The following is a 14,637-nucleotide window of genomic DNA, read 5'->3' on the forward strand; positions in this document are numbered from 1 at the left end:
AAAATAAATTATGAAATTGTGGATGATTTTACAATTTGCTGTTAGCTAAAGTTGCCGAATGGCAGCTTTTTTATTATTAAATAAATTATATTTTTTAGAAGTTGTGGGTAACTTTTATTAGTTTATGTTTATTGGTTTTACTTAACCTTAAACTTAGTCTTAATCTAAAGAGGACGTAGCTCATTCTATCCTTTTGGAAAATGTTGACATTATAATTTCTCTCTTATAACATATACATAGATTAGATGCAAATCATTTGCAAAAAGGGGGAGAATTATGAAAAGATTAAGGTTTTGTTTGTTTATCGGTTTGTTAATGATAAGTCTAATTGTAGTTGGTTGTACTGGGGGACAAGAAGCTTTACAACAGGAAGAAGCAGAAGAGAATTTAGTTGTTTATAGTAGTTTTTATCCTTTATATGATCTTGTTAATAAGATTGGTAGTGATAGGGTAGATGCTGAACTTGTTGTACCACATGGAACAGAGGTACATAGTTATGAACCTTCATCACGTAAGATTGCTCAAATTGAGCAAGGTGATCTGTTTTTATATAATGGATTGGAGTTAGAGCCATGGGCGGATAGGTTGGTAGAAAATTTAAGCTATACAGAGAGTAAGACAATTAATGCTAGTGATTTTGTAAAGGTATTAGAATATGGAGATCATGACCATGATCATAGCCATGACCATCAAGGAGTAGATAAAGTTGAGCTTATTGATAGAAGCCAGGATCAAGTTATAGCTGATTCTCATAATGACCATTGGCATGGTTCTATTCCAGAGATTAAGGTAGGAGAACATATTTCACTTGGTGCTATCTTTCGAGATGACCATGGTCATCAAATCACACTAGGAAATAATGAAAAATATCAATTTAATGCACGTATTGATTTTCATTCTCCAGAAGGTGTTGTAGAGGTAGTTTCTCATGGCGATCACCTACATTTACGAGGTGAGTCTGTTGGTGAGGTTGCAGTTATCTTTCAGCTATGGCATGATGAACATGCTGATTGGGAGTCACCAGAGATGACAGTAAAGGTTGTTGAAGATAGGGGACATAGTTACGAAGATGATGACAATACTCATAGTCATTGTGATCATGGTCATGGGGAGTATGACCCTCATATTTGGTTAAATCCAATCAATATGAGATTGATCGCAGAGCGATTAGTTGAAGAGTTAAGTGAATTAGATCCAGAAGGTGAAGAACTTTATCGAGCTAATTATAATAAGTTTGCTCAAGAAATAGAAGAGTTAGATCAAGAATATAAAGAAGTATTAGCCAATAGAAATAGTGATTATATCTTAGTCTCTCACTCAGCTTTTCAATATCTAGCAGAGAGATATGGTATGCAGGAATTTTCTGTAGCAGGTGTTAGCCCTCATCAAGAACCAACCCCAGCAGCTTTAGCTCGATTGAGTAAGGAAGTAAAAAAACATGAGTTAGAGTACATTTTTTTAGAAGTATTAGCTAGCCCTAGAACAGCAGAAGTCTTGGCTGAGGAAGCAGATTTGGAAGTTTTGAAATTAAATCCGATTGAAGGGCTACGACCAGAGGATGTAGAAGCAGGAGAGGATTACTTCTCAATTATGAGAAAGAATCTGACAACTTTAGAGAAAGCATTGGTGAATTAGAATGAAAGAAAAAGTAGTAGAGATTAATAATTTATCTTTTAAATATAATAATAAACTCATTTTAGATGATATTAATCTGGAAGTCAATAAAGGTGATTTTGTCGCCTTTATTGGCCCTAATGGTTCAGGGAAGAGTACTTTATTGAAGTTATTAGTAGGGGTTTTAAGTTTTAAAATGGGGGAGATTAAACTTCTAGATCAGCCAATAAGTAAGTTTAATAACTGGACAAAGGTAGGATATATTTCTCAGAAGGCACGAGACTTTAATAGTAGTTTTCCAGCTACTGTTAAAGAGGTTGTAGGGGCCAATCTTTATTCAAAGATGGGAATCTTTAAATTCTTAACTAATAAATTAAGTAAGAAGGTTGAGCAAGCTTTAGAACTTGTTAATATGTTAGAATATAAGAATAGAACGATTGGTGAGTTATCAGGGGGACAACAACAGAGGGTCTTTATCGCTAGAACCCTAGTCAATGATCCAGAAATAATTTTGTTAGATGAGCCGCTAGTAGGGGTTGATGCTCAAGCACAAGATGATTTTTATCAATTAATTGGCCGGCTAAATCGAAAATTAGAGATTACAATAATAATGATCTCTCATGATATCAATATGATCAGTAGTCAAGCGGATAAGATTGTCTGTTTTTCTGATCAGAAGCTTTATCTTCATCAAACGGAGGAGTTTGACTACCTTGCTTATCTCAACCAGATAAAAACAAGTAATAGTATCTTAGTTCCAGAGCATAATCATCAGGTGGTGAATACTTAATAATGGTAGAAATTTTTAGCTATTCTTTTATGCAACGTGCCTTTATAGTTGGCAATATTATAGCTATCATCTGTCCATTAGTAGGGGTATTTTTAGTTTTGAAAAGGTTATCATTGATTGGACATACTTTATCTCATGTAGCTTTAGCAGGAGTAGCGCTGGGGATGATTTTAGGTGTTTATCCTGTTTATGCTGCTTTATTGGTTTCAGTTTTAGCAGCCTTAGGGATTGAAAAATTACGGAAAGATTATAAGGATTATGCTGAATTATCCTTATCAATAATTTTAGCTATTGGTTTAGGGGTAGCTACCATATTAATCAGTTTAAGTAATAACAATTCTGGGGTCTTTAGTTATTTGTTTGGTAGTATATCGTTAATCACAAGGCAGGATTTATTTGTAGTAATTCCATTAGGGTTATTGATTATTGGTATAATATCATTCTTATATTATGGATTTTTCTTTTTAGCTTTTAATGAAGAAGATGCAAAGTTGGCTGGAGTTCCTGTTAGATTATTGAATCTGTTGTTTATAATTTTAGTGTCGATCACTATTTCTTTATCAATGAGGATCATTGGTAGTTTGCTGGTCTCCTCTTTAATTACGTTGCCAGTAGCAACAAGTTTACAACTTGCTAAGAGTTTTAAACAGACTATCCTTTATAGTGTGGTATTTAGTATGTTGGCCCTGAATACAGGTTTGATCAGTTCTTTTTATTATGATTTAGCACCAGGGGGAACTATTATAATTGTTAGTGTATTTTATTTATTAGGAGCAATTTTATATAAAAATATTAAAAAATTAATTTATCAGAGCAAAATTGAAAATCTAGAATTAGAAGTTAAGGATAGTTAAGTTAAAGTTTGATTAAATCCGTACTAACTTAATATGATTTTTGGTATTATTACAATTATGTGTCACTTTGTGACACATAATTGAGTTGACAGTGTACGGTGTACAGTTTACAGTTAAGATCAAAACCTTAAAAAATTAAGACCTCTGAAATGCCTTATGTTCGCAGGTTTAGAGTGATTTTGATTTAAGATTATAATGGTTTTCCTTCGGGTTTTTTAAACCCTTCGTGATGAAAAAATCCGCTCTTAGATTTTTTCTATCCACTGTCAACCGTCCCTACAGGTCTTTGTCAAGACCTTTCGTGAAAACTATAGAAACCATATCAACTGTAAACTGTACACTGATATTTAGTGGCAAAGTGCCACTAAATATCAGTAAAAGGTAAGGTGATTAGAAAATTATATATTAAGTTGACGTACATCAGTTTGATTGCTAAAAATGAAGAAGCAAATGAGGGGTTAAGATGGATGAACTAATGTTGTGGAAAGAAAAGTTGAAGGAGAAAGGGATTAGGTGGACTAAACAACGCGCTGCTCTTTTAAGGGTATTGCTTCAGATTAAAAGACCTTTATCAGCCCAAGAGATATTTCTCGAATTGGAAACAGAAGGGGTTGATTTAAGATTATCAACTGTCTATCGAAATCTTAACTGCTTTAAATCTAATGGGATTGTTAAAAATTTTAATTTTGATGAACAGGAAAATAAATTTGAATTAATTAAAGGAGAGCACCACCATCACTTAATCTGTATTAATTGTGAGGAAGTTAAACCATTAGACTGTCCTTTACAAGAATTTGAAGCTGAAGTAGATCAAGAAACAGATTATGCTATTTTAGAGCATAGGATGAAGATGTATGGTATTTGTCCTAATTGTCAAAAAGATACTGCTGATTAATATCTGTTTCTGCTGTAGAGAAGTAGAAGATAACAAGTTTAATTTATATAAGTTACCACTTGACATTTAAACTTATATTTGTTAATCTTGCTTTGGGATTTCCAGAATAAGGTTTTTGGATGAGCGATCTGAGTTACTTAGCTATGCTAAGAGCTCAGATTTTTTTATTATTAGCTAATTTTAGGAGGAGATAAGAGATGGAGTTTACTGAAATTAAGGAACAATGGTCTTGCAGTGAAGAGGAATGGAATAATTGGCATTGGCAATTGGAAAATAGGATTACAACTGTAGAGAAATTAACGAGTAGATTTGATATCCCTACTAGTAAAGTAGAGGAAATTAGAAAAGCAACTAAAATTTTTCCAATGTCGATTACTCCTTATTATGTTTCATTGATTGATTTTGAAAATAAAGATTGCCCAATTAAGAAGCAGGCAATCCCAGATAAGTTAGAATTGGATAATTCCAATTATGAAATGGATGATCCGTTATGTGAAGATGAAGATTCTCCAGTTGATGGCTTAACCCACCGCTATCCCGATCGAGTTTTATTATTAGTTACGAATGAATGTTCAATGTTTTGTCGCCATTGTACTCGAAAAAGAAAGGTAGGAGATGAAAAACAACCGATTGACTTTGCTCAGATTGAAGAAGGAATTAATTATATAAGAAATAATCCTCAGATTAGAGATGTTTTATTATCAGGTGGGGACCCGTTATTAGTTGATCTAGAGAAATTAAGAATGATTATTACTAAATTGAAGGAAATACCACATGTAGAGGTAGTAAGGATAGGAACTAGAATTCCTGTAGTTTTACCACAGAGGATTGATGATTCTTTAGTAGAAATGTTGCAAGAGGTTGGTCCGGTCTGGATTAATACCCATTTTAATCATGAACAAGAGATAACTGCAGAATCTAAAAAGGCATTGGATAAACTAGCTAATGCAGGAGTCCCTTTAGGTAATCAGACTGTTTTATTACGAGATGTTAATGATTGTCCTGAGATAATTAAGGATTTAATGCATAAGTTGGTAAAAAATAGAGTCAGACCTTATTATATGTATCAGTGTGATTTATCGCAAGGAATTGAGCATTTTAGAACACCGGTAGCTAAAGGAATAGAAATTATGGAGCATTTGATTGGTCATACTTCTGGTATGGCAGTACCTCGTTATGTAGTTGATGCTCCAGGTGGAGGTGGAAAAATACCAGTAACCCCTAATTATTTACTATCTTCATCCAGCCGAAAGACTATTTTGAGAAATTTTGAAGGAACAATTACAGTTTATACTGAGCCAGAAGTTAGACCACATAACTGTCCACCGGAATGTAATATTTGTGAGCAGCCTTTTGATGATCAAGATGAAGAGCAGGAAAAAGTTGGATTAGAGCGTTTGTTTGCTGAAGATGATGATGTGATCAGTTTAAAGACGGGGGAGAGAAGTTATGCAAGCTATAATGGATAAGAGGCAAGATGAGTTATTTAATTTAAAAGGAACTGATTATCAAGCCCAAGTTAATCTATCTTCCTTCAATAAACGGATTGTACTCAAGAAGTATTGCGGGACTAATTTGTCAGGTTTAGTAAGGGAATTAATAGCTATTGCTCATAGTAGAAACTTAACTAAGATTTGGGTTAAAGCTTATGTCAAGGATAAAGAAGATTTTGAGAGCATTGGTTTTGAATCTGAGGCAGTTATTAAGTCATTTTATGGTTCAGAAGATGCAATTGTAATGGCTTTCTATTTAACCGAAGATAGAAGAGAGAGTTACAATAAAAAGGAAAAGGAAGAATTAGTAAGTAAAGTTAAATCAAATGAGCAGGATAATGAACTCACTTTGCCAGCTGGATATAATTTTAGATTAGCTACTGAGAATGATTTGATTCAGTTGTCTAATTTATATGATGATGTTTTTAGTAGTTATCCCTATCCAATCATGAGAGAAGATTATTTAAAGCAGATGAGAAAGAAAGGAACTATTTATGGAGTTATTACTAAAGAGGGAGAGGTAGTTTCAGCTGCAGCTGCCGAAACACTCTCAGAATATAAAAATGCAGAGTTGACTGATTTTGCTACTCATGTTGAGCATAGAGGACAAGGGTTAGCAGCATATTTACTGAAGAAAATAGAAGAAGAATTAATAATCAATAATTATAAATCATTGTATACAATTGCTCGGGCTAATGTTTTTGGAATCAATAAAATTTTTAGTAGTGCTAATTATGAATATACAGGAAGGTTGATTCAAAACTGTAATATTGCTGATGATTTTGAAGATATGAATGTCTGGAGTAAGGTGATTTAATTATTAGGGAGCAGCTTTGCTGCTCCTATTTTTAGTTTGAACCTTTTAATTGAATAAAAAAATTGCTTAAGAGATATAATTAAAAGTGAATCTAACTAAAAAAGCCACTAATTATAAAAAATTGAAGGACTAATTGCTCTTGTGCTGAAGTATGAAAGAGAAATTCAAATTAACTGTTGAATTATTATTCATATAGATGTATAATAATAACCAATAAGAACTTAGGAGAATATAGTTTAATATCATGTGCGTTAATTTGTTTTTTATTGATATATAGCGTCACCTTTTAAAATTAAGACCTTAAACTAATAAACTTCAAAATCAGTTTCGAGCGGGCTAAAAATTAGCCCTTCCTCGACTGAATTTTTTACTGCAAAAACATTTAGGAAAAAAAGCTAAAAAACCAGAGGAAAATTTAAACTCGCTATTCAAAGCTAAATCTCTGCTTAAAATTAATTTTACTACTTAATATTTAAATATTAAGCCCTTTTCCGAAGCTTAAACGCAGAAACTATGCTTAGCTCAAACATAAATTTTCTTAAAACCTAATTAAAACCTTAAAGGTCAAAACCAAACTAACCTTTAAATATATAGGCTTTTTAGGAGTCTTAGATTTTCAAGGTTTTGACCTTTAATTGTAAATTGTACATTCCGTCAATTGTCAATTGTGAGCTTTATTATAATAAAATTTCACTTTAAACTCTTTATAATATTGAAATTTGGCTTGAATTATCGTGTATGAATAATATAAACCAAGGGGGAATTTAAGATGAAAAAAGAGATTAATAAGATTGTTATGGCTTATTCAGGAGGTTTGGATACATCAGTTGCTATTAAATGGTTGCAAGATAAATATGGTGTAGAAGTTGTGACTTATTCAGCAGATGTAGGACAGAATGAACCATTAGCACCGGTTAAAGAGAAAGCTTTAGAAACAGGAGCGGTTGCAGCTTATGTTGATGATTTAAAGGAAGAATTTTTAACTGATTATGCATTTAAGGGGTTGAAAGCAGGAGCAATCTATGAAGATAAATATCCATTAACTACTGCCTATTCTCGTCCATTAATTGCTAAAAAGATGATTGAAGTAGCTAAAAAAGAAGGAGCAGATGCTGTAGCTCATGGCTGTACTGGAAAGGGGAATGATCAGGTGCGCTTTGATGTCTCATTTCAAGCTTTAGCTCCAGGGATTGAAATTGTAGCTCCATTAAGAAAATGGGAGTTTAATTCTCGAGCAGAACAGATTGAGTATGCAGAAGAGAAAGGGATTCCAGTAGGAGCTACTAAAGAAAGCCCTTATAGTATAGATCGAAATATGTTAGGTGTTAGTATTGAATGTGGAATCTTAGAAGATCCAGCTCAAGAACCACCAGAGGATGTATATCAAATTACTACTGCTCCTGAAGATGCACCGGAGGAGCCTGAATATGTGGAACTTGAATTTAAGAATGGAGAACCAGTTGTTTTAAATGGAGAAGAGATGGATCCAGTCAGCTTAGTATTTGCCTTAAATGAAGTAGCCACTAGGCATGGAGTCGGCAGAATTGATATGGTAGAGAATCGATTGGTAGGAATTAAGTCGCGAGAAATTTATGAGGTGCCAGCTTATACAGTATTACAGGAGGCTCATAGCCAGCTAGAAGATTTAGTACTAGATAGAGAGACAGCTCATTATAAACAGTCAGTTGCCGATAAGTATTCCGAATTGGTCTATTATGGACAATGGTTCTCTCCACTTAGAGAAGCGTTAGATGCTTTAGTTGATTATACACAACAATATGTTAATGGAACGATTAGAGTTAAACTATATAAAGGTAGTTGTACGGTAGTTGGAAGAGAATCTAACAATTCATTATATCAAGAAAATTTAGCTACTTATGATAAATCGGATATATTCAACCATGAGTCAGCGATTGGATTTATTGAATTGTTTGGGTTACCATTAAAGGTTCATGGAAAGATCCATAATGAGTAAATTAGCTGTAAGCTATCAGGAAACGGAGGGAAAGGAAGTTAGAATTAGAAAAGCTACTAGTCAAGATGTTAAATTGATCTTTGATTTGACTAAGCGGATCTTTCAAGATTATAATGTACCTAATAATTCTTCGGTTTCCCCTGCCTTATTAGAGACGAAAGAGGATGTTAAAGAAGATATTGAAACTAAAGAAGTCTTAGTTGCTATTTCTAATAATAAACCAGTTGGCTCGGTTCGTTATTATTCTTTAGCTGAAAATAAATTTTATTTGAGTAGATTAGGAGTTTTAGCTGGTTATCGTGGCCAAAAGATCGGTTCTAAGCTAGTTACTGCTGTTGAGAAGCAGGTTCGAGCTCAAGGTGGAGAGAAGATTATACTCCATTCTGCTTATAAATTAAAGAAGTTATTGCGATTTTATCAGAATTTAGGATATCAAATTAGTGGCTTACAAAATAAAAGTGATTATACTCGGGCAATAATCAGTAAGGAGTTAATCTAGGGGAGGAGCAATAGTATGAAATTATGGGATGGAAGATTTTCTGAAAGTACTGATCAATTAGTGGAAGAGTTTAATGCTTCAATTGGGTTTGATTATAAATTATATCAATATGATATTCAAGGAAGTATTGCCCATGCTAAGATGTTAGCTAAATGTGATATTATTTCAGTGAAAGATAAAGACCAGATAGTGGCAGGATTAAAGGAGATCTTAGCTGAAATAGAAGCAGGTAATTTTGAGTTTACAGTTGAGTTAGAGGATATTCATATGAATATTGAGCGAAGGTTGATTGAAAAGATAGGAAAAGTAGGCGGAAAACTACATACAGCACGGAGTAGAAATGATCAGGTTGCTTTAGATATTAGATTATATTTAAGAGATCAGATTGAACAGGTTACAGAATTAATTAAGAATTTACAATTGACATTATTGGAGTTGGCTGAAGTAAATATCGAGATTATTATGCCTGGTTATACTCATCTGCAGCGGGCTCAACCGATTAGGTTGGCCCATCATTTGGTAGCTTATCAACAGAAACTAAAACGTGATCAGCAGCGATTAGCTGACTGTTATCAACGGGTTAATGTTCTACCATTAGGATCCGGGGCATTAGCTGGTACTAAATTTCCAATTGATCGTGAATATGTTGCTCAAGAATTAAAATTTTCTGAAGTTAGCCAAAATAGTTTAGATGCGGTCAGTGATCGAGATTTTATTATTGAGTTTTTAGGTATTGCTGCTACGGTAATGATGCACTTAAGTCGATTGAGTGAAGAGTTGATCTTATGGTCATCTTCTGAATTTGAATTTGTGGAGATAGATGATGCTTTCTGTACTGGAAGTAGTATCATGCCTCAAAAGAAGAACCCAGATATTCCTGAATTGATTAGGGGCAAGACTGGCAGGGTGTATGGACATTTAATGCAATTGTTAACTACTATGAAGGGGCTTCCATTGGCATACAATAAAGATATGCAAGAAGATAAGGAAGGTCTATTTGATACTGTAGATACTTTGAAAATAAGTTTAGAAATCTTCGGACGAATGTTAGCTAATACTAGTTTTAATCAACACCAGATGAAAGAAGCTACTGAGGGTGGTTTTGTTAATGCTACTGATGTTGCTGATTATTTAGTAGATAAGGGAGTGCCTTTTAGGGAAGCTCATGAGATAGTAGGGAAGGCAGTTTTATACTGTATTGAGAATAAGAAGAATCTATCAGATTTAGAGTTAAAAGAATGGACTGATTTTTCTGATGTATTTGGAGAGGATATCTATGATGCTATTGCAATTGAGAATTGTGTGGATGCTCGAGATACGATTGGTGGACCAGCACAAGAAGAAGTTGAACGGGTAATTGCTCAAGAAAAAGGAATAATAGATACTGAGTAAATAAATCTAGGTAACTGGATTGTTAAATTAAAAAGGGGGTTGGGACTTAGGTCCTAACCCCTTTTAATCATATTGTTTAGGAAATTATGTTTTTCAAAGGTTGTAGGTAACTTTTTTAATTTTGCTTTTACTTATTCTTAACCTTAGACTTAGCTTACTCTATTCTTTTAGCAGCAATTCCCTTTTAAAACTTTAATTTTTGTGATAGAATGGTTAATATCCTTTTTTAGATAAAATTGATTAATCTTTGGATTATGACTCTTTTGCAATATAATAGAAAAAAGGCAGGTAGGAAGGAGGATTAAAATGAGTAAGGATAATAAATATCGGGCTAATAAAATAAAGCGAGAGCATACAATCATAGAAGATATATTACCTTTATTAGAAAATTTATCAAAATTAACCATTGTTAAAAGTATAATTCCTGGTCGAATTAATCGGCGTGGTGGAAGTGGTATTCCTCCTCATTTGAAATTGAAGTATAATACACCTAGTGGGATCAAAGTTTTAGCTAAAAATAGCTCTTCGATTCAGGAGGTTTTTGTAGTAACAGATGAACCTGATCAAGCAATGAAGGTAATGAAAGAGCGAAAGCTTGTTAAATAGAGGATAATGGTATTACTGATTTTTAACTCGGTAATGCCATATTTATATTTTAAAGGATATTTGGTGGTAATCTAGAAGTAATAAAAGGAATAATAATTTATAGTTGATAATTGAGAGTTGAAGATCAAGTCCATAAAATCAAAGGTTTTGAAGGTTTTTAACTATCAATTATCAATAAAAAGTAAGGTGACTAGAAAATTATGTGTTAAGTTGACGCATATGATAGTCGACTGAAAAATGAAATGAGGAGGTGTCTTTATAGTGAGAAGGAATAAAAAAACTATAAGTATACTGTTGTTAGTTTTTGTTTTTATGATGACTAAAGTTGGCTTTGCTAGGAGTTTAGCTTTTGAAAATTATAAGCAAGCAGTAATGGCTTTTGAAAGTCAGGATTGGCCCCAAGCTAAACAACATTTGGATCAAGTTATTTTAAATGACTTATCTTATTCAGATTATTTAGCCAAGTCAATTTATTTGAAGAGCTTATTGTTGGCAGCAGAGATCGAACGGGATATCAAGCTGAAGGAAGCTTTTAAAGCTGGCGAAGAAGAGTTGGATTTTGCTCAGGAAGAGCTGAGGGAAGAATTTAAGGTGCAAGCAGATAATTATCAACTGCAGGCAAAAAGAAGAGTTGATACTTTACTTGGGTTGGCTAATTATTTAGCTGCCAACTTACCGCCTGTTGAAATTGATATTGATTTACCACATAATCGAAGAAGTTATGACCAGCAAACTTTAGAACGAATTAAGAGTGGAGAAGTGGTAGCTGAAGAGAGTTTAAAAGAACTAGAAGAAAGAGTTTTAGCACAAGGGGTTTATGATTATTTAAATTTGACTGTGGGGACTAAAACTGATATTTTTGATAATAAGTTTGTTATAAGAGCTGAAGAAGGGGATAGCTTATTTAGTTTAGCTAGGAAATATGATATTCCACTACAGTTGCTAGTTGGGGTAAATAATCAGCTTCAGAATCCAAATCGGATTTATCCAGGACAGCGAATTTATATTCCTCAAGTGGAGAATTACTACATAAATTATCCGGCTTACTTTTACTATTTATCTCATGTTAGTTATCAAGCTAATCAAAGAAGAAGAGAAGAAATCTCTGAGTTGGTTGAAAAGGCTTATCAGTTAACATCTAAAGATGATGAACCAAGACTGGATGAGGAGTCTAAAGGATTAGCTGCTTTGATGAGGCTTGATGAATATGAGGCAAGGATAGTTGAAAAGAGAAAGACTATTGAAGAACTGGAAGGTAACTATCAATTTTTGTTACACGAGGTAGAAGAGTTAAGAGCGAATTTAAATGAGGATGAAACAGAAGATAAGCAAGAAAAAAATCAAAGAGAGAATGATTTTGATCCTACTCAGGGATCATTAGATTATTAAATTAAGCTTAAAACTCCTCATTTTGTTAATTGAGTTGACAGTTTACGGTTTACAGTTTACAGTTAAGATCAAAATATTAAGATCTTAAAATCCATGAAAAGACTTAAAATTATAGGTTTAGAGTGGTTTTGATTTTAAGGTCTTCCTTCGGGTTCTTTGAACCCTTCGTGATGAAAAAATCCGCTCTTAGATTTTTTCTATCCATTGTCAATTGTCAATTTTGTACATTGTAAATTGAAGTTAAGCTTTATATCAATTAAGAAGAGTCTAGTTAGAAAAATATATTAAATTGACACATATAAATTGTTTATTATAGATTAGTTTATCTATTAAATAAAAAATTTATCCGAGGAATTTATTCCTCGGATTTTGAAATAAGGGGGAGATGTATGAAACAGTATATAGGTTTTTTATCTATAGTATATATTATAGCTATTATTGTTAAATTAAAGGATAGTACGAAAAGTTTTGAAAGTTATATTGATGAACATGAAGATATTAAGTCTCAATTAAAACTGATTGGACAACAAAAAAATCCTTTTTTAATGTTAAAATTAGTTAATTTTACCTTCTATTTATTCTTGATTCTATATTACATAGCTAACTCAATCTTATTTGGAAATTATTTTTTGCTGCAGATTTTAAGTTATGGACTGATCTTAATCTGTCTCTTTAAATTAAGTCAAAAATTAGTGATAAGTTCTGTTGATGATTTTGAAGCAAGAATTAAATATGATAGGAAAGATTATAATAAAAAGCAAAGATTAAAGTTAATTTTGGGATTGTTGGAGTTTGCATATGCTTTTAATGCTCTATCATTACTCAGTTTGTATCACTGATTTTTATTTTAGTTTTTCATTAAATTCTTTTGTATTAACAATGGCTTTGAGTAAGTTGATGACACCATCTAATTCATCTTCTTTGATATATCTAACATCTTTTGTTTCTTTATTTTGAATTCTTTTGAGATCAGTTACTATCTGTTTTAGACCATTTAAATTTGTATAGTCTAGCATATTAATTATCCTCCTTAGTAATGAATTTATTTATATTGTTTGTCAAAATTATATTAATGATGTTAGTAAAAATAGTTATTAAATTATAATATTTGTAAAAGAATTGGAGGGGGAAATAATGAAAAGTGATATTTATTTTTGTAATTTAAGGGCCAACAATAAAAAAGATAGTTTAGTCAATAAATTGGCTAGGCTATTTGAAGAAGCAGGCTTTGATCAATTAGTAGATCAGGATGATTTATGTGGGATTAAACTCCATTTTGGTGAACAAGGAAATAATGCTTTTATTAGACCGCTCTTTGTCAGGAGGATAGTTGAGAAGATTAAAGAAGAAGCAGGGAAGCCTTTTTTAACAGATGCTAATACCTTATATTCAGGAGCAAGGGCCAACTCTGTAGATCATTTAAATACAGCAATAGCTAATGGATTTGGTTATTCTACAGTCTTAGCACCTTTAATTATTGCTGATGGGTTAACTGGGAAGAACTTTTCGGAGGTAGAGATAGATGGAGAACACTTCAGTTCAGTTAAGATTGGTAGTGAAATTGTACAAGCAGATGGGATGATTAGTTTGGCCCACTTTAAAGGGCATGAATTGACAGGGTTTGGTGGAGCGATCAAGAATGTAGGAATGGGATTAGGTAGTAGAAGTGGAAAGCAGATGATGCATGCTGCTGTGGAACCAGAGGTTGCTAGTGCGGAATGTATTACTTGTGGTAAATGTAAAGAATGGTGTTCTCAGGATGCTTTTGTAATTAATGAGGTTAGTGAAATAGATTTAGAGAAGTGTATAGGTTGTGGGGAATGTGTAGTAACCTGCCCGACAGATGCTATTTCTGTACAATGGGATGATGCCCCAGTTACTGTCCAAGAAAGGATGGCAGAGTTTACTTTAGGAGTGGTCAAAGGTAAAGAGGAAAAAGTAGGATATATAAATTTTGTACTCGATATTTCACCTGATTGTGATTGCTGTGGTTGGACCGATCAACCGATTGTCAATGATATTGGGATCTTAGCTGCTAAAGATCCAGTAGCAATCGATCAAGCATCTGCTGATCTTGTCAATCAACAACGGGGTAATCAAGATAGTGCGTTAGTAAAGAATTTTGCTCCTGGTGAGGATAAATTTAGAGGTGTTCATCCTGAAGTAGATTGGGAGGCTCAGTTAAGGCATGGAGAGAAGATTGGTCTAGGGAGTCGAGAATATAATTTAATCGAAATTGATTAATGTTAAATTAAACTAAATTTGGATTGTCAAACAAAATTGTTTTGAATTAAGGGGCTAAATAGTATATAA

General features: G+C 33.0%; 14 protein-coding genes. 13 read left to right on the plus strand and 1 reads right to left on the minus strand.

Going from position 1 to position 14,637, the window contains the following annotated elements; translation table 11 throughout:
• Nucleotides 1–276 precede the first annotated feature (276 nt).
• The 12 genes from MWH25_RS01880 (at nucleotide 277) to MWH25_RS01935 (ending at nucleotide 13,163) form a co-directional block, all read left to right on the plus strand.
• Nucleotides 277–1,635 (plus strand): metal ABC transporter solute-binding protein, Zn/Mn family, encoded by a 1,359-nt coding sequence (locus tag MWH25_RS01880; RefSeq protein WP_248625219.1) that lies wholly within the window; start codon nucleotides 277–279, stop codon nucleotides 1,633–1,635.
• 1 nt (nucleotide 1,636) lies between these two features.
• Entirely contained in the window at nucleotides 1,637–2,404 is a 768-nt protein-coding gene (locus tag MWH25_RS01885; protein WP_248625222.1) for a metal ABC transporter ATP-binding protein, read from the plus strand.
• A 2-nt stretch (nucleotides 2,405–2,406) separates the two neighbouring features.
• A complete protein-coding gene (locus tag MWH25_RS01890) occupies nucleotides 2,407–3,258 on the plus strand; it encodes a metal ABC transporter permease (protein WP_248625224.1) in 852 nt (283 codons plus the stop codon).
• Nucleotides 3,259–3,721: 463 nt separating this feature from the next.
• The gene (locus MWH25_RS01895) at nucleotides 3,722–4,153 is read left to right on the plus strand and encodes a Fur family transcriptional regulator (RefSeq protein ID WP_248625226.1); all 432 of its coding nucleotides are present in this window, start codon (nucleotides 3,722–3,724) and stop codon (nucleotides 4,151–4,153) included.
• 197 nt (nucleotides 4,154–4,350) lie between these two features.
• Nucleotides 4,351–5,622: a lysine 2,3-aminomutase gene (gene kamA / locus MWH25_RS01900; RefSeq protein ID WP_248625228.1), complete on the plus strand. Its 1,272-nt coding sequence runs from the start codon at nucleotides 4,351–4,353 to the stop codon at nucleotides 5,620–5,622.
• Nucleotides 5,603–6,463, plus strand: a complete 861-nt coding sequence (gene ablB, locus MWH25_RS01905) for a putative beta-lysine N-acetyltransferase (protein ID WP_248625230.1) — start codon at nucleotides 5,603–5,605, stop codon at nucleotides 6,461–6,463. The genes kamA and ablB overlap by 20 nt, the downstream gene beginning before the upstream one ends.
• Before the next feature lie 769 nt (nucleotides 6,464–7,232).
• Nucleotides 7,233–8,438, plus strand: coding sequence for an argininosuccinate synthase (locus tag MWH25_RS01910; RefSeq protein ID WP_248625232.1), 1,206 nt, complete (start codon nucleotides 7,233–7,235; stop codon nucleotides 8,436–8,438).
• The gene (locus MWH25_RS01915) at nucleotides 8,431–8,937 is read left to right on the plus strand and encodes a GNAT family N-acetyltransferase (RefSeq protein ID WP_248625234.1); all 507 of its coding nucleotides are present in this window, start codon (nucleotides 8,431–8,433) and stop codon (nucleotides 8,935–8,937) included. The genes MWH25_RS01910 and MWH25_RS01915 overlap by 8 nt, the downstream gene beginning before the upstream one ends.
• 15 nt (nucleotides 8,938–8,952) lie before the next feature.
• Nucleotides 8,953–10,329, plus strand: a complete 1,377-nt coding sequence (argH, locus tag MWH25_RS01920; protein WP_248625236.1) for an argininosuccinate lyase — start codon at nucleotides 8,953–8,955, stop codon at nucleotides 10,327–10,329.
• A 306-nt stretch (nucleotides 10,330–10,635) separates the two neighbouring features.
• The gene (locus tag MWH25_RS01925) at nucleotides 10,636–10,935 is read left to right on the plus strand and encodes a DUF2103 domain-containing protein (protein ID WP_248625238.1); all 300 of its coding nucleotides are present in this window, start codon (nucleotides 10,636–10,638) and stop codon (nucleotides 10,933–10,935) included.
• A gap of 261 nt (nucleotides 10,936–11,196) precedes the next feature.
• On the plus strand, nucleotides 11,197–12,324 hold the full coding sequence (locus MWH25_RS01930; RefSeq protein WP_248625240.1) for a LysM peptidoglycan-binding domain-containing protein: 1,128 nt from the start codon (nucleotides 11,197–11,199) through the stop codon (nucleotides 12,322–12,324).
• Between the two features lie 389 nt (nucleotides 12,325–12,713).
• Nucleotides 12,714–13,163, plus strand: a complete 450-nt coding sequence (locus MWH25_RS01935) for a hypothetical protein (protein WP_248625242.1) — start codon at nucleotides 12,714–12,716, stop codon at nucleotides 13,161–13,163.
• A gap of 3 nt (nucleotides 13,164–13,166) precedes the next feature.
• Here the strand turns inward: MWH25_RS01935 and MWH25_RS01940 are convergent, their stop codons facing one another.
• Nucleotides 13,167–13,340 (minus strand): hypothetical protein, encoded by a 174-nt coding sequence (locus MWH25_RS01940; RefSeq protein WP_248625244.1) that lies wholly within the window; start codon nucleotides 13,338–13,340, stop codon nucleotides 13,167–13,169.
• Nucleotides 13,341–13,458: 118 nt separating this feature from the next.
• Here MWH25_RS01940 and MWH25_RS01945 point away from each other — a divergent pair, with 118 nt between their 5' ends.
• A complete protein-coding gene (locus tag MWH25_RS01945; protein WP_248625246.1) occupies nucleotides 13,459–14,568 on the plus strand; it encodes a DUF362 domain-containing protein in 1,110 nt (369 codons plus the stop codon).
• Nucleotides 14,569–14,637: the final 69 nt, after the last annotated feature.

Origin of the sequence: Natroniella acetigena, from assembly GCF_023227745.1 — a bacterium.
Classification (GTDB): Bacteria; Bacillota; Halanaerobiia; order Halobacteroidales; family Halobacteroidaceae; genus Natroniella; species Natroniella acetigena.